The following is a 15150-nucleotide window of genomic DNA, read 5'->3' on the forward strand; positions in this document are numbered from 1 at the left end:
GATCCGTCCGCGTCAGCCCTCGTCCGGGCCACCGCTCTCCTTGCTGTCGTCGGCGGAAGCGTCCCCCGTGTCGGCGGCATCGGCTTCCTTGACGGTCTGCGCACCCGGCTGCGGCTCGGCCACGGCCACCCGCGCGGGGCGGATGGTGCGCTCACCGATGCGATACCCGGGCTGCAGGATCGCGACGCAGGTCGTCTCGGTGACGTCCGGCGCGTAGGAGTGCATGAGCGCCTCGTGGATCGTCGGGTCGAAGGGCTCGCCCTCCTTGCCGAACTGCTGCAGACCCATCTTCGCGGCGACCGTCTCCAGGGATTCGGCCACCGACTTGAACCCGCCCACCAGCTCGCCGTGTTCACGGGCGCGGCCGATGTCGTCGAGGACCGGGAGCATCTCGGTCAGAAGCTTCGCGACAGCGAGCTCCTTGACCTGGACACGGTCCCGCTCCACACGGCGGCGGTAGTTCTGGTACTCGGCCTGCAGCCGCTGGAGGTCCGCGGTGCGCTCGCCGAGCGCGGTACGGACCTGGTCGAGCTGGGCGGTGAGAGCCACTGTCGTGTCCCCGGCCGGGGCCGCCCCCTCCTTCTCAGGAGTGGGGGCGCCCTCCGACTCGGCGGCCTCGGGTGCGCTGCCTTCGGAGACTGAGTCGACGGAGGGCTGCTCGTTCTGCTCGTCGAACCCGGGGGTCTCCTCCGTCACGCGGCACCGTCCTTCTTGTCGAAGTCCGGCTTCTCGTCGTCGACGATCTCGGCGTCCACGACGTCGTCCTCAGCCTTGGCCTCACCGGGCTGGTCCTGCGGGGCCTCGCCACCCGCCGCCTGCGCGGCCTGGGCGTCGGCGTACATCGCCTGACCCAGCTTCTGCGCGACGACCTGGACCTTCTCGGTCGCGGTGCGGATCTCGGCGGAGTCCTCGCCCTTGAGCTTCTCCTTCAGCTCGGTGAGCGCCTCCTCGACCTCGGTCTTCACCTCGCCCGGGACCTTCTCCTCGTTGTCCTTGAGGAACTTCTCGGTCTGGTAGACGAGCTGCTCGCCCTGGTTACGGGACTCGGCGGCCTCCTTGCGGCGCTGGTCCTCGTCCGCGTACTGCTCGGCCTCCTGGCGCATGCGGTCGACCTCGTCCTTCGGCAGCGAGGAGCCGCCGGTGACGGTCATCTTCTGCTCCTTGCCCGTGCCGAGGTCCTTCGCGGTCACGTGCATGATGCCGTTGGCGTCGATGTCGAAGGAGACCTCGATCTGCGGGACACCACGCGGCGCCGGCGGCAGACCGGTCAGCTCGAACATCCCGAGCTTCTTGTTGTACGCCGCGATCTCGCGCTCGCCCTGGTAGACCTGGATCTGCACCGACGGCTGGTTGTCCTCGGCCGTCGTGAAGATCTCGGACCGCTTGGTCGGGATCGTGGTGTTGCGCTCGATGAGCTTGGTCATGATGCCGCCCTTGGTCTCGATACCAAGCGACAGCGGGGTCACGTCGAGGAGCAGGACGTCCTTGACCTCACCCTTGAGCACACCGGCCTGCAGGGCGGCGCCGATGGCGACGACCTCGTCCGGGTTCACACCCTTGTTGGCGTCCTTGCCACCCGTCAGCTCCTTGACGAGCTCGGCGACGGCGGGCATACGGGTGGAGCCGCCGACCAGGACCACGTGGTCGATCTCGGACAGCTGGATGCCGGCGTCCTTGATGACGTTGTTGAACGGGTTCTTGCAGCGCTCGAGCAGGTCGGACGTGAGCTGCTGGAACTGGGCGCGCGTGAGCTTCTCGTCCAGGTGCAGCGGGCCCTCGGCGGAGGCCGTGATGTACGGCAGGTTGATCGTGGTCTCGGTCGAGGACGAGAGCTCGATCTTCGCCTTCTCGGCGGCCTCGCGCAGGCGCTGGAGCGCCATCTTGTCCTTGCCGAGGTCCACACCGTGACCGTTGTTGAACTGCTTCACCAGGTAGTCGACGACGCGCTGGTCCCAGTCGTCACCACCGAGGTGGTTGTCACCGTTGGTGGCCTTCACCTCGACGACGCCGTCGCCGATCTCGAGCAGCGAGACGTCGAACGTGCCGCCACCGAGGTCGAAGACGAGAATGGTCTGGTCGTCCTTGTCGAGACCGTAGGCCAGGGCGGCGGCCGTCGGCTCGTTGACAATACGCAGGACGTTGAGACCCGCGATCTCGCCGGCTTCCTTCGTCGCCTGACGCTCGGAGTCGTTGAAGTACGCGGGCACGGTGATGACCGCGTCCGTGACCTTCTCGCCCAGGTAGGCCTCGGCGTCCCGCTTCAGCTTCTGCAGCACGAAGGCGCTGATCTGCTGGGGGTTGAAGGGCTTGCCGTCGAGCTCGATCTTCCAGTCCGTGCCCATGTGGCGCTTCACCGAACGGATGGTCCGGTCCACGTTGGTCACTGCCTGGCGCTTGGCGACCTCGCCGACGAGCACCTCGCCGTTCTTGGCGAAGGCGACGACGGACGGCGTGGTCCTGGCGCCCTCGGCGTTGGTGATGACGGTGGGCTCGCCGCCTTCAAGAACGCTGACGACAGAGTTAGTCGTGCCCAGGTCGATGCCGACCGCACGTGCCATTTCGAATCCTCCATACGACTTGAGTGGAACTGGCTCAAGGATGACACGGCACTTGGCCTAACGCAACAGACCTGAGTGGAGCCCACTCAACTTTATTGTGCGCTTATGTCACCTCCCGGCCCAGGACACCGCCTCTCACACCCAGGACGTCACTCAGCTCCCGTACCGCCTCGTCGATCCCGGCCGCGCAGTCCTGCAGGACGTCATAGCCCTGGCCCCACGGATCGGGGATCGCGTCGGCCCGCGGCGAGGCCGGGGCGACCCGGCCGCGCAGTGCCGCGACCCGGGCGACGGTCTCCACGGGGGTCGCTCCCGCACCGTCCAGATCCGCGGCGAGCCGCAGGAACTCCTTGAGCGTGAAGCACCGGCGCATGGCCCGCGGTTCGAGCCGTACGGCGGCTTCGCGGTGCTCGCGTTCCATGCCGAGCACCAGGTCCGAGGCGGCGGTCAGCTCAGCGGTCAGGGGCCGCGAGGCGAAGGCTCCGACCTCACCTCCGAGCCCGGCGAGCACGGACCGGGTGGCGGCGTCCATGCCCTCCAGATGCCGCGCCTGCGTGCCCGCGCCGGGCGCCTCCGCGTCCCGGGCCCCCCTCGCGGACAGCCGCCCCCCGGGCCCCGGCCCGGGGGGGGTCCCCCCCCCCACCAACAGCACCCTCAACCGTGCCACAGCGGCCCGCCGGTGACTTCTCGCCTGTGAGCGCCGGTGACTTCTCGCCCGTGGGCGCCGGTCACTTCTCACCCGCGAGATACGACAGGGCCACACCGCTGCGCTCACGGATGGTCCGCGGCGTGGGCATCCGGTGGCGGCCGGTGACCGGGGGCTCCGCGTCGCCGTAACTCCCGTAACTCCCATACCCCTTGGACTTGGCGGTGGGGGTCATCGAGAAGACCGTCCCGAGCGTGCGCACCCCCACGGTGCGCAGTGCTTCGGCGGCGCTCTTGATCTGGTCGCGGGTGGTCTTCGCGGCGCGTACGACGAGCAGCGTGCCGTCGGCGAGCGGCGCGAGACCGACCGTGTCGGCGACGGGGAGCAGCGGGGCGGTGTCGACGATCACGGCCTCGTAGCGGTCGGCGAGTTCCTCGAGGACGTCGCTCATACGGGTCGAGGCGAGCAGCTCGGTCGGGTTGGGCGGTACGGCGCCGCCCGTCAGGACCGAGAGCCCGCCCGGGCCCTGCTGCATCACGTCGTCGATACCGGCCCGTCCGATGAGGACCGTGGTCAGGCCCGCGTCCTGGACGAGGCCGAAGGTCCTCGCGACGCAGGGCCGCCGCAGATCGGCGTCGACCAGGCAGGTGCGCACCCCGGCCTCGGTGAGCGCGAGCGCCAGGTTGGCCGCCGTGTTGGTCTTGCCCTCGCCCGGCAGCGAGCTGGTCACGACGAGCACCTTGGGCGGGTCGTCCACCTGCGTGAACTGCAGGTTGGTGCGCAGCCTGCGGAAGGCCTCGGCGCGGGCGGAGTGCCCCGCGTCCGAGTTGGCCAAGGGGTGCTGAGGGGCGTCCCGGTCGAAGGGGATCGTGCCGAGCACGGCGTGGCCGGTCAGTTCGGCGAGGTCCGTGTGGTGCTTGAGCGTGGTGTCGAGCGTCTCGAGCAGGACGACGAGCGCCCCGGCGCCCAGCAGACCGGCGAGCAGACCGGCGGCCAGGTTGAGCAGCGCGTGCGGCGAGACGGGTGCGGCGGGCACGGAGGCGTGCTCGGTCACCCCGAGGTGCACGGGCGCTTGCGGGGCGGCGGCCACCGGCGCGTAGCCGCCGTCGCCCACCCGGGCCGGACCGGCGGCCGAGGCGCCGCGCGGGGTCTCCCGCTGCTCGGCGACCTTCCCCGAGCGGGCCGCGGCCGCGTCGGCGACCTGCGCCGCGCGCTCCGGCTCCGTGTCGGAGACGGTGATGTTGATGAGCACGGTGTTGAGCGGGGCCTCCGCCTTGATCCGTTCGGCCAGCCGGCGCGGCTCCATGTCGAGCCGCAGCTCGCGCACCACGGACTCGGTGACCTGGTCGGTCGCCACGATCGCGGCGTACGACTGGACCCGGGCCTGCGAGAAGGTCTGCCCCTGGTTGAGCTGGGCGGTGTCCTCACCGCCGTGCCGGGTCGCGACGAACAGCTGCGTACGCGCTTCGTAGACCGGGGTCGAGACGGCGGTGGCGGTCCAGCCGGCCGCGATGCCGAGGACCACGACCGTGACGGCGACGGGCCACCGTCTGGCGACGATCTTCAAGAATCCGCGGAGGTCCACGGGGGTGCTCCTTGCAGGTGGGGGACGAGGCGCAGGGCGGGCGGTGTCAGGGGCGGGCGTCGCAGCCGGGTGCCGCGACGTCAGAGGCGGGTGCGCAGCCAGTCGTAGGTACGGCGCACCCCGTCGCGCAGGGCGGTCTCGGGCTTCCAGCCGAGTGCGTTGATCACGGAGGTGTCGAGCAGCTTGCGGGGCGTGCCGTCGGGCCGCGTGGTGTCCCACGCGACGGCGCCGCGGTAGCCGACGGTCTCGGCGATCAGCTCGGCGAGTTCGCGCAGCTCGATGTCCTCGCCGCAGCCGACGTTCACCGGCGCGTCACCGTCGTAGTTCTCCAGGAGGAAGAGGCAGGCCCGCGCCAGGTCGTCCACGTGCAGGAACTCGCGGCGCGGAGTGCCGCTGCCCCAGTGCGTGAGCGTGGCGTCCCCGCGCGTATGCGCCGCATGGGTGCGCTGCAGCATCGCCGGCAGGACATGGCTCGTGGTGGCGTCGAGGTTGTCGTTCGGCCCGTAGAGGTTCGTCGGCATCGCCGAGATGTACGGAAGTCCGTACTGCCGGCGCATCGCCTGGACGTGCAGCAGGCCGGCGATCTTGGCGATGGCGTACGCGTCGTTGGTGGGCTCCAGGGCGCCCGTGAGCAGGGCCGATTCGGGGATCGGCTGCGGGGCGAGCTTGGGGTAGATGCAGCTGGAGCCGAGGAAGAGCAGCCGCTCGACACCGAACTCGCGGGCGGCGTCGAGGACATTGACCTGGATGCGCAGGTTGTCGCTGAGGAAGTCCACCGGCCGGGCGGAGTTGGCGGCGATCCCGCCGACACGGGCCGCGGCGAGCACCACGACCCGGGGGCGCCGGTCGGCGTAGAGCCTGCGCACGGCGTCCCGTTCGCGCAGGTCGACCCGGTCGGATCCGTACAGCATCAGGTCCTCGAACCCTTCGGATCTGAAGTGCCTGACGAGCGCGGACCCGACGAGTCCGCGGTGGCCGGCGAGGTGCACTCGGGCGCTGCGAGGGAGTTGCACGCTTTGCGTCCTATCGGATCGTCCCGGTATGTCCCAACCATGAGATTAGTCATGTATGCGGCATTCTCCCGGTAGCGCCCTACCCGAGGAGCTCTAGTGGTGCAACCGCTGGTGGCCGTTCTGATGACCAGTCACAACCGCCGTACGACAACCCTGTCGGCCCTCGCCGCCCTGAAACGGCAGTGCGGCCTTCCGCCCGGCACGGACGTGCAGGTCTATCTGGTCGACGCGGGCAGCACCGACGGCACCGGCGAGGCGGTACGGCGCGCGCACCCGGACGTGCACGTCATGGACACCGACGACAGCGTCTTCTGGGGCCACGGGATGCGGATCGCCAGCCGCAACAGCCGGGCCGCCGGCGGACCGGCCTTCACGCACCAGCTGTGGCTCAACGACGACGTCGTGCTCGACGACGACGCGCTCGCCGACCTCCTGGCGGCCGCCGAGAAGGAGCCGGAGGCCATCGTGGTGGGCGCCGTGCACGACGGTGCCGCGACGACGTACTCCGGGCGGCGGGGCCGCAGGATGGACCTGGTCGAGCCGACCGGACGGCTCGAACCCTGCGACACGTACAACGGCAATGTCGTCCTGATCCCGCGCACGGCACGCGACCGCGTCGGCGATGTCGACAAGCGCTTCCCGCACGGGATGGGCGACTACGACCACGGCTTTCGCGCCCGCAAGGCCGGCATCGCGGCGCTGGTCGCGCCCCGCCACGTGGGCCGCTGCCCGCGCAACCCGCCCCGCACCGGCTCCCGCGAGCCGGGCATCGGCGTGCGCGAGGCCCTGCGGCGCGTCACATCGGTCCGCGAACTGCCGCCGCGGGCCTGGTGGGTGTACTGCCTGCGGCATGCCGGGCGGCGGGCACCGGTGCTGATGGTGTCGCCGTATGTGATGACGGCGGTGCGGGCGGGGACGGGGCGGTGAGGCCGGACGGGCGCACCCTGCTGTGGGTGTTCGGACTCGGTACGACAGCGGTGGCGCCGCTGCTGCCGCACGGCTACCACGGCCAGGTGCAGCGGCACCGCGAGGCCTATCTGGCGGGCTCCGAACTGCTGCTCTCCCAGGCCCTGGCCGGCGTCACCCTGCTGATCGCCGCGGCCTTGCTGCTCGGGCCGGTGGTACGCGGGCTGAGGTCCGGCGCCCCCGCACTCCCCACGCCCGGGGCCTGGGGACCGGCCGCCCACGTGGCCCTGGCCACCGCGCTGTTCGTGGCCGCGGGGATCGTCTCCGCGGCGCTGAGCGAGCACGGCTCCGTGGACCCGATGGACCTCTTCGGGGTGCTGCTGCTCGCCGCGCTCTATGTGGGTTCCCAGCAGCCCTTCCCCCAGCTGCTCGGCCAGCTCCGTGTCCTGCTGCGGTGTTTCATCTGGGGATCGCTGCTGTCCATCGCGGTCATGCCCGCCGACTGGGCCTTCCTCGCCCCGGGCGGGGCCGCCACCCGGGACTATCTGGGCACGGGCTGGGGCCAGTTCATGGGCCTGTCCGCCAACCCCAACCTGCTCGGCCCGCTGGCCGCCGTCGCGCTCCTCCTCGAACTCTGCGCGGTGGCCCGCGGCAGGGCCTGGCCCCTCCACGCCGCCGCCGCTCTGTCCGCCCTGGTGCTCACCCAGTCGCGAACGGCCTGGCTGGCCTCGGCCGCCGTGCTCCTGCTGCACACGGGTCCGCGGTTCAAGGCGGCCAAGCGGACGCTGCTCGTGCTCGGGGCGGTCGCGGCCCCCCTCCTGCTGCTCCTGCCCTGGCTGCACCTGCGGATGATCACGGCCGTCTCCGGCGTTCGGGACGCCGCACACCAAGCCCGTGGCCTGGCCTGGCGGCTGGCCTGGGAAGAGTTCCGCGAGGCACCGCTGTTCGGATACGGGCCGAGCCTCTTCGACCCCGAACACCGCACCCAGCTCTTCGGCACGGCCGACCACTGGATCGGCCAGGCCCACAACCAGTTCCTGCACACCATGGGCGCCACCGGCGTGTTCGGGCTCATCGGCCTGTGCGCCCTCGTGGCCGCGCTGATCGTGCGGGCCCGCCGGACGGCCGCAGCCACCAAGGGCCTTTCCGCGGCCCTCGTGGCGACGCTGCTCGTGGAGTGCGCCACGGAGTCCCCGTTGCGCAACCTCAACGGCCTCTCCGACCGCGTCCTGTTCGCCGTCGCCATCTGGACGGTGCTCGTCTGCCGTACGCCGTCCGAGGAGCGCGGGCCGCAGCCTCCCGCGCGCTCCGCACTCCCCCACCCCGCCGATCCACCCATGGAGCACCCATGTCCCGTACCGCGCTGATCACCGGAATCACCGGCCAGGACGGCTCATATCTGGCCGAACTGCTCCTGGCGAAGGGCTACGAGGTGCACGGCCTCATCCGCCGCTCCTCGACCTTCTCGACCACCCGGATCGAGCACCTCTACCAGGACCCGCACGAGAGCGGCGCCCGCCTGCGGCTGCACTACGGCGACCTCGCCGACGGCTCCCGTATCACCACGCTCCTCGAGCAGATCCAGCCCGACGAGGTCTACCACCTGGCCGCCCAGTCGCATGTGCGGGTCTCGTTCGACGAGCCCGAATTCACGGGTACGACGACGGGGTTGGGCACCACCCGGCTCCTCGAGGCGATCCGGATGACCGGTCTGCCGTGCCGCTTCTACCAGGCGTCCAGCTCCGAGATGTACGGCATCACGGCGCCCCCGCAGTCGGAGTCGACGCCCTTCCACCCGCGCTCCCCGTACGCGGCGGCCAAGGTGTACGCGTACTGGATCACCCGCAACTACCGCGAGGCGTACGGGATCCACGCCGTCAACGGCATCCTCTTCAACCACGAGTCCCCGCGCCGCGGCGAGACCTTCGTGACCCGCAAGATCGCCCGGGCCGCGGCCCGCATCGCGCGCGGTGAGCAGGAGCTGCTGCACCTGGGCAACCTGGAGGCCCGCCGCGACTGGGGCTACGCGCCCGAGTACGTGGACGCCATGTGGCGGATGCTGCAGACGGACACCCCCGACGACTACGTGGTCGCCACCGGCACCAGCTACAGCGTCCGCGACTTCCTGACGTTCTGCTTCGAGCACGCGGGCCTCGACTGGGAGCGCCATGTCCGCTTCGACGAGCGGTACTTGCGGCCCGCCGAGGTGCCGGACCTGATCGGGGACGCGTCGAAGGCCGAGCGGGAGCTGGGCTGGAAGGCGGCCGTGCTCACCCCGGAGCTGGCCCGGATCATGACGGACGCCGAGCTGGCCTTGCCGGCCCGGGTGCCGGCTCCCGGCGGCGGCACCCCCGCACCGCGAGCCCAGGTCTGACCCGGCCGCCGCGGATCCGTCCTATCGCGAGGCGAGCCATGGCACCCCCCACCGTCCTGCACCTCACCAACGACACCCACCCGGAGCTCCGTCTCAGCTTCGGCGAGGCCTTCCGCGCCCTGGCCGCCGAAGGCCGGCTCACGCATGTGCCTCTCGCGCCTCTCGCCCTGCCGGACACAGGACGGGAGCCGGCGCTCGCCGAGCTGCTGCGGATCGCCGAAGAGGCCCGCCCCGAGCTGCTGTTCGTGCAGTCGCCCAGCCGCTTCCCCTGGACCGGCGAGGAGGTCGCAGCGCTGCTGCGCCGCCTCGGCTCGCCCACGGTGGTGCTGTGGGAGGGCGACGCATGGGGCGGGCACAAGCCGGTGACGCGGTCGCTGGCCGCGTGGCTGGCTCATGCGGACACCGTGTTCAGCGTGGCCGTGGGGGCGCAGGCCCGCCTCTTCGGCCGGTACACCCGCCGGCCCGTGCGCTACATCGCGCAGACGGTGCCGGAGCGGCTGTGGACCGACGATCCCGTACCCCCGCCGGAGCACACGGAGTACGACGTCCTGCACATCGGCGGCCGTTATCTGCGGCTCGGCTTCGTCGAGCGCGTCGACGGCGCTCGGCAGCGCGACCGCCTCGTGCGCTCCCTGCAGCGGCTGCCCGGCTGCCGGTTCGCCACTCACGGCAGCGGCTGGCGCGGGCGCGGGGCGCTCGGTCCACTCTGCTTCGAGGAGCAGATCCATGCGCTGCGCGGGGCACGGATGAGCGTCGGCTGGGACCACTACCAGGGTTACGCGGGCTTCTTCTCCAACCGCCTGCCGATCAGCATGTTCGCAGGCCGCCCCCATGTGGCCGCCCGTCCCGCGGAAACGTCCTGGCTGCCCGGGCCCGAGTTCGGACTGCATCTCGTGGACACCCCCGCGCAGGCCGTCGCCCGGGTTGCCGAGCTCCTGGGGGCGGACCCCGCCGAGCTGCACGCGGCCGGTCTGGCGGGACACGCCTGGGTGCGCGACCGGCTCACCAACCTCAACGCCCTGCGCCACATGCTCTGTCCGCACCTCGACGTCCCCGCGCCCCCGGCCGATCCGTGGCAGGCGATCGCCGCCATGGACCCCGCGGCACGGGCGCCCCAGCCGGTATGAGCCGCCGTGTCCTGGGCGGTTTCGCCTGGTCGGTGGCCGGGTCCCTGGCAGCGGTCGTCGTCCTGCTCGGCTATACGGCGGCCACGGCCCGCCTGGTCGACCCCGGGTCCTTCGGCCGGTATGCGCTGGCCTGCACCGTCAGCGCGCTCTTCGGCCACGTCGCCAACGCGGGCCTCGCCACCTGTCTGCTGCGGGCCGAGCGCCTGACGCGGCCGCTGGTGCGCAGCGCCCTCACCACCGGCGTGGTCACCGGCACAGGCTGCGCGGCGGTGGTCCAGGTGGCAGCCTGGGCGCTCACGCCCGTCACCGACGCGGAGACCGCACGGTTCGTCCAGCTCCTGGGCGTACAACTGCTGTTCCAGCCCCTCGGCGGTGCGCTGCTCGCCGTGCTGCGGCGGGCGGGCCGGGCCCGTGGGGCGGCGCTCATCGAGGTCGCCGGACAGGTGCTCGGCTGCGCGGCCGGGATCACGCTCCTCGCCGCGGGCTGGAGTCCGTGGGGGCTGGTGACGGCGGCGCCGGTCGCGTCCCTGACCGTGCTCGTCGGGGTGTTCCTCTCGGGTGCACTGCGGGCGCTGCCCGGCGGACCCCCCGTACCGGTACGCGAACTGCTCGGCCAGTCGGGCTTCTTCGCCGGGTACGGCATGGTGCAGTCCGTCACCAACAACGCGCCCTTGTGGTGCGCCGGGGCCTTCTTCGGACCGGTGGCCGCGGGCTGGTTCTCGCGGGCCTCGCTCGCCACCGGCATCCCGCTGACCGCCCTGGCCCAAGGGCTGCAGCGCGCGAGCGCACCCGAGCTGGCGGAGGCCCGGGCGCGCGGGCGCGGGGTGCTGCCGCGCCGGGCCGCGAGCGATCTGCTGTGCGTGACGTCGGGTGCCGCCTTCGTCGGCTTCGGTGCCGTCGCCGCCACCGGCCCCGACTGGCTCCTCGTGCTGCTCGGACCCGGCTGGGACGGTGCGGCCGCACTGCTGCCGGCGCTCGCCCTCGGTGCGGCCTGCGCGCTGCTCTGCTCCACCGGCAACTCGCTCGACCAGGTCCGCCGAGCCGCCCGCGCCTCCCTCGTCTCGCAGTCGGCTGTCATCGCCACCACCGCTGCGACGGTCGCCGTGGCGGCCGGCACCCGCAGCCTCACGGTCCTCGCGCTGGCCTCCGCGGCACCCGCGGTGGGCCACGCGGTCCAACTGCGCCGCTGGCAGCGGGCATCGGTGCTTTCCGCCGGTCCACTGCTGCGCGCGCATCTGGTCCACGCCTCGCTCGGCCTCGCGCTGTTCGCGGCCGGACGCGGGGCCGCACACCTCGGGCCCGCTCCGGCCGGCCTGAGCGACCAGCTCGTCCGCGCCTGTCTGTCGACGGCCGCCGTCCTCGCCTTCGCCGCGCTCTGCGGGTGCTTCGCACGGCAGGTGCCCGCTGTCCAAGCCGTACGGGCCCGCGGGGTGTTCCGCACCGACGGGCCCTCTCAGGAGGTCGTATGCGTATCGGCATGACCGGACCGGTGGATCTCGGCCCGCTCCGGGGAGCCCTGCCTCCCGGTCTGCCGGAGGTATACCCCGGCCCGTCCACCGGCTGGCTGGCGCGCACCTGGTGGGAGCAGGGCCATGACGTCACCGTCGTGGCGCTCAGCTCTCAGGTGCGTGAGCAACGCGCGTACGGGGAGGGCTCGTTGCGGCTCGTTGTGGTGCCGATGCGGGAGCACGGCCGCGCGCGGGACATGTTCCGCGCCGAGCGCCAGGGGATCGGCGCGGCTCTGCGGGACCTTTCCCTGGACGTGGTGAGCGCGCACTGGACCTACGAGTTCGCGCTCGGCGCCATCGCCTCGGGGCTGCCCACCTGTGTCACCGCGCGGGACACCCCGCTGCGCTACGCCTGGGAGATGCGCAGCGCCTACCGCTGGTGGCGGCACACGATGGCCGTGCCCGCGACCCGCAGGGCGACCGCCGTGAGCGCCAACAGCCCGTACACCGCTGCCCACTTCCGCCGCTTCCTCGGCGTCCGCCGACCGATCGAGGTCATCCCCAACGCCGTACGCACCGACGCACTGCCCCTGCCGCGGTCCCCCGCGCCGGACGGCTCCCCGGTGTTCGCCACGGCCTCCCAGGGCTGGGGCCGCTGGAAGAACACCGTGGCCGCGCTGCGGGCGTTCGATCTCGTACGGGAGCGGCTGCCCGGGGCCCGGCTCGTCATGTTCGGAGCGGGACACGGACCGGACGGACCGGCCGCGACGTGGGCGCGGGCCCACGGGTTCGCCGCCGGAGTGGAGTTCGCCGGTGCGCTGCCGCACGCCGCCATGCTCGAACGGCTCGCGGCCGAGGCACACGTCCTCGTGCACCCGTCCCGTGTCGAGTCCTTCTCCATGATCTGCGCGGAGGCGATGGCCCTCGGCATCCCCGTGGTGGCGGGCCGCAGGAGCGGGGCGGTGCCGTGGGTGGTCGCCCGGGCCGGTCACCTCGTGGACGTCGACCGGCCCGATCTGATGGCCGAGGCGATGCTCCGGCTCGCGCTCGACGAGGAACACCGGCGGGAACTGGGTGAGTTCGGCCGCAGACGCGTGCGCACCCACTTCTGCCTGGACGACACCGCCCGGGCGTACACCGACTGGTTCGCCCGCACACTCCGCCTGCCCGCTGTGGAGGAAGCCCGATGACCGCACCGCCGCTGGTGCTTCAGCTCAGCAACGACGTACGCGACGACGGACCCGACAACCGCTTCGTCCGTGCCTTCGCCGAGCTCGCCGCCGAGGGCCTGCTCCGCCACCGCTACCTCGCCCCGGCGGTCACCCCCGTCGATCTACGCGAGCTCGCCGAGGCGGAACCGCCCGCCCTGGTCCTGGTCCAGTCCCCGCAGTCACGCTCCTGGACGGACCGGCAGATCGACGAACTGCTCGGCGCACTCGGCGGGCCCCCGGTCCTGGCCTGGGAGGGCGACGCATGGGGCGGCCCGCTCAAACGGCCGCGGGAGAGCAATCTGCGGTGGCTGAGGCGCTCTTCGGCGATCCACAGCGTGGCGGTGGGCGCGCAGGCGGACCTGCTGCACCGCGCCACCGGAGTGCCGGTGCACTACGTCCCGCACGCGGCGCCACTGCGGTTCTGCGCCGACGGCGAGGACCCCGGACCGACCGGCTCGCGGGTCGCCTTCCTCGGCACCCGGCGTACCTTCCTCGGCGTCGAGCTGCTGCCCGATGACGGCGAACGCCTCGCGCTGGTACGGCTGCTCGCCCGCACCGAGGGCTGCGAGCTCGCGGTGTACGGACGCGGCTGGGGGCGGAAGCCGTACGCGTACGGCGGCGTGCCGTTCCTGGGTCAACTCGCCGTCATGCGCGACGGGTTGATCACCGTCGGCTGGGACCGCTACCGCCACCACACCGGCTACGCCTCCGACCGCCTGGCCATCTCCCTGTGCTCGGGCCGCGTCCATGTCACCTCGCGCCAGCCGGGTCTCGACTGGTTGCCGGGCCCCGAGGACGGGCTGCACCTTTCCGGTACACCCCGTGAAGCAGCCGACACCGTACGGCAGTTGCTGACCGAAGGGCCCGATGAGCTGCTCGCCCGTGGCGCACGGGCCCGTGCCTGGGTCCGCGCACACCTCACGGAGACCCACGTTCTGCGCCACATCCTCGCCCCGCGTCTGGGGCTCCCGGTTCCTTCCGTTCCATGGGCCACAACGGCCCTCGCCCCCTCGATCCGGCAGGTGTCATGACATTCCTCCGGCGGTTCGCCGCACCCCTGATGCTCGCCCTGCTGCTGGCCGGCTTCCAGAGCGCGACCGCGCTGCAGAACTGGGGTTTCTCCAACGACAGTTACCGCTACACCCGGGCCTCGTACGAATTTCTCGGATTGCCCCGGGACGCGGCTCAGGAGAAGGCCCGTGACGCCTACTGCGCCTCAAGGCCGGGACCCGCCTCCTGCGTGGAGGCCAACCCGGACGGCCTGAAACCCGACCACCCCCGCTACGAGCGGATCTTCGACACCCGGCCCGGCTACCCGCTGCTCGCCGCACCCTTCATCGCGGCGTTCGGGGCGCTCAAGGGTCTGTGGGCCCTGTCGTTCCTGCTGACGGTGGCCTCCGGCCTGCTCACGTACCGGCTGCTGCGCATCGGCGGCGTGAACCGCCTGCCCTCGCTGGCGGGCGAGGCCGTGCTGCTTGCGGGCGGTCCGGGCTACTGGGGTGGCCGGTCGCTCGCCGACAGTCTCGTCACCCCGCTCGTCCTGGTCTGCGGCCTCGGTGCCGTACGACTGCTCGGCGGGCGGCACAAGGCGGGGCTCGGCGTCCTGGCGGCCGGATGCGCGGGTCTGGCCCTGACCAAGTACTCCACCGCCCTGCTGTTCGCCGTCTGTCTGGCCGTGGCAGGTGCGCTGTGCTGGTGGCGTGCGGCCCTGCGCACCGGCCGGTACCGCGCACTGCGGACACTGACCGCGGCAGCGGCGGGCGCGGCAGGGACGGTCGCGGTGGTCACCGCACTGCTCGGTCTGCCGGCCGCGAGCGAGACCATGCAGGACACGCTCACCCGCTACTTCACCCGGCCCGACGTGGCCGATCCGGTGCGCGGCATGCTCGCGCTCGAGGCCTCGTACTGGCCGACCTGGTTCCACTTCAACGCCGGCTTCGCCATCCTGCTCGGCATCTGTCTGTGGACGCTGTGGCGCCACCGCCCACAGCTCCTGCCGATCGCCCTGGCCACCGCCCTGACCGGGCTCGGTACCGCCCTGGCGCATCCGCTCCTGGAAGAGCTCGACCGCCTCTGGGTCCTCGCCTGGGTGCCGATCGCCCTCGGAGTCCCCGTACTGGGCGAGACGCTGCGGAAACGGGGCGCGGCCACCCTGCCGGCAGCCCGCCGCGACGCCGCCCCGGATCCGCGCCTGCCCGCATCGCTGCACTGACGCGCGACGGGCCGCCCCGCGGAGCGGGCCGGGCCGCCCGCGGCGGGGGGGGGGCAGGGACTCTCGGAGG

At 72.3% G+C, this 15150-nt stretch carries 13 protein-coding genes; 8 read left to right on the plus strand and 5 right to left on the minus strand.

From position 1 onward, the window contains the following. Positions 1-12: 12 nt before the first annotated feature. From grpE to JAO81_RS33415, 5 genes are all read right to left on the minus strand, one after another. A complete protein-coding gene (gene grpE / locus JAO81_RS33395; protein WP_199551719.1) occupies positions 13-696 on the minus strand; it encodes a nucleotide exchange factor GrpE in 684 nt (227 codons plus the stop codon). After that, the gene (gene dnaK, locus JAO81_RS33400; protein WP_199551720.1) at positions 693-2558 is read right to left on the minus strand and encodes a molecular chaperone DnaK; all 1866 of its coding nucleotides are present in this window, start codon (positions 2556-2558) and stop codon (positions 693-695) included. The genes grpE and dnaK overlap by 4 nt, the downstream gene beginning before the upstream one ends. A gap of 103 nt (positions 2559-2661) precedes the next feature. Beyond that, positions 2662-3333 (minus strand): hypothetical protein, encoded by a 672-nt coding sequence (locus JAO81_RS33405; protein WP_307814012.1) that lies wholly within the window; start codon positions 3331-3333, stop codon positions 2662-2664. Continuing rightward, on the minus strand, positions 3287-4789 hold the full coding sequence (locus tag JAO81_RS33410; RefSeq protein ID WP_199551721.1) for a polysaccharide biosynthesis tyrosine autokinase: 1503 nt from the start codon (positions 4787-4789) through the stop codon (positions 3287-3289). Before JAO81_RS33410 ends, JAO81_RS33405 begins: the two co-directional genes overlap by 47 nt. Before the next feature lie 80 nt (positions 4790-4869). After that, positions 4870-5802: a GDP-L-fucose synthase gene (locus tag JAO81_RS33415; protein ID WP_199551722.1), complete on the minus strand. Its 933-nt coding sequence runs from the start codon at positions 5800-5802 to the stop codon at positions 4870-4872. 123 nt (positions 5803-5925) lie between these two features. Between JAO81_RS33415 and JAO81_RS33420 the strand changes: the two genes are divergently transcribed. From JAO81_RS33420 to JAO81_RS33455, 8 genes are read left to right on the plus strand one after another with little or no spacing between them, the layout of a single operon-like run. Continuing rightward, positions 5926-6729 (plus strand): glycosyltransferase family 2 protein, encoded by an 804-nt coding sequence (locus JAO81_RS33420; protein WP_199551723.1) that lies wholly within the window; start codon positions 5926-5928, stop codon positions 6727-6729. After that, the gene (locus tag JAO81_RS43780; protein ID WP_199551724.1) at positions 6726-8075 is read left to right on the plus strand and encodes an O-antigen ligase; all 1350 of its coding nucleotides are present in this window, start codon (positions 6726-6728) and stop codon (positions 8073-8075) included. Before JAO81_RS33420 ends, JAO81_RS43780 begins: the two co-directional genes overlap by 4 nt. Then, entirely contained in the window at positions 8057-9082 is a 1026-nt protein-coding gene (gmd, locus tag JAO81_RS33430; protein WP_199551725.1) for a GDP-mannose 4,6-dehydratase, read from the plus strand. The genes JAO81_RS43780 and gmd overlap by 19 nt, the downstream gene beginning before the upstream one ends. A 38-nt stretch (positions 9083-9120) precedes the next feature. Continuing rightward, the gene (locus JAO81_RS33435) at positions 9121-10209 is read left to right on the plus strand and encodes a hypothetical protein (protein WP_199551726.1); all 1089 of its coding nucleotides are present in this window, start codon (positions 9121-9123) and stop codon (positions 10207-10209) included. Next, positions 10206-11690: an oligosaccharide flippase family protein gene (locus tag JAO81_RS33440; RefSeq protein ID WP_199551727.1), complete on the plus strand. Its 1485-nt coding sequence runs from the start codon at positions 10206-10208 to the stop codon at positions 11688-11690. Before JAO81_RS33435 ends, JAO81_RS33440 begins: the two co-directional genes overlap by 4 nt. Continuing rightward, the gene (locus tag JAO81_RS33445) at positions 11675-12847 is read left to right on the plus strand and encodes a glycosyltransferase family 4 protein (protein WP_199551728.1); all 1173 of its coding nucleotides are present in this window, start codon (positions 11675-11677) and stop codon (positions 12845-12847) included. Before JAO81_RS33440 ends, JAO81_RS33445 begins: the two co-directional genes overlap by 16 nt. Continuing rightward, on the plus strand, positions 12844-13899 hold the full coding sequence (locus JAO81_RS33450; RefSeq protein WP_199551729.1) for a glycosyltransferase: 1056 nt from the start codon (positions 12844-12846) through the stop codon (positions 13897-13899). The genes JAO81_RS33445 and JAO81_RS33450 overlap by 4 nt, the downstream gene beginning before the upstream one ends. Further along, a complete protein-coding gene (locus JAO81_RS33455; protein WP_199551730.1) occupies positions 13896-15080 on the plus strand; it encodes a hypothetical protein in 1185 nt (394 codons plus the stop codon). Before JAO81_RS33450 ends, JAO81_RS33455 begins: the two co-directional genes overlap by 4 nt. Positions 15081-15150 lie beyond the last annotated feature (70 nt).

Origin of the sequence: Streptomyces sp. N35, assembly GCF_016464295.1 — a bacterium.
Taxonomy (GTDB): Bacteria; Actinomycetota; Actinomycetes; order Streptomycetales; family Streptomycetaceae; genus Streptomyces.

Excerpts from the sequence above, each read along its gene's own strand:
- dnaK (WP_199551720.1), bottom strand. The coding sequence starts at position 2,558 with ATGGCACGTGCGGTCGGCATCGACCTGGGCACGACTAACTCTGTCGTC.
- JAO81_RS33420 (WP_199551723.1), top strand. The coding sequence starts at position 5,926 with ATGACCAGTCACAACCGCCGTACGACAACCCTGTCGGCCCTCGCCGCC.
- gmd (WP_199551725.1), top strand. The coding sequence starts at position 8,057 with ATGTCCCGTACCGCGCTGATCACCGGAATCACCGGCCAGGACGGCTCA.
- JAO81_RS33435 (WP_199551726.1), top strand. The coding sequence starts at position 9,121 with ATGGCACCCCCCACCGTCCTGCACCTCACCAACGACACCCACCCGGAG.
- JAO81_RS33440 (WP_199551727.1), top strand. The coding sequence starts at position 10,206 with ATGAGCCGCCGTGTCCTGGGCGGTTTCGCCTGGTCGGTGGCCGGGTCC.
- JAO81_RS33445 (WP_199551728.1), top strand. The coding sequence starts at position 11,675 with ATGCGTATCGGCATGACCGGACCGGTGGATCTCGGCCCGCTCCGGGGA.
- JAO81_RS33450 (WP_199551729.1), top strand. The coding sequence starts at position 12,844 with ATGACCGCACCGCCGCTGGTGCTTCAGCTCAGCAACGACGTACGCGAC.
- JAO81_RS33455 (WP_199551730.1), top strand. The coding sequence starts at position 13,896 with ATGACATTCCTCCGGCGGTTCGCCGCACCCCTGATGCTCGCCCTGCTG.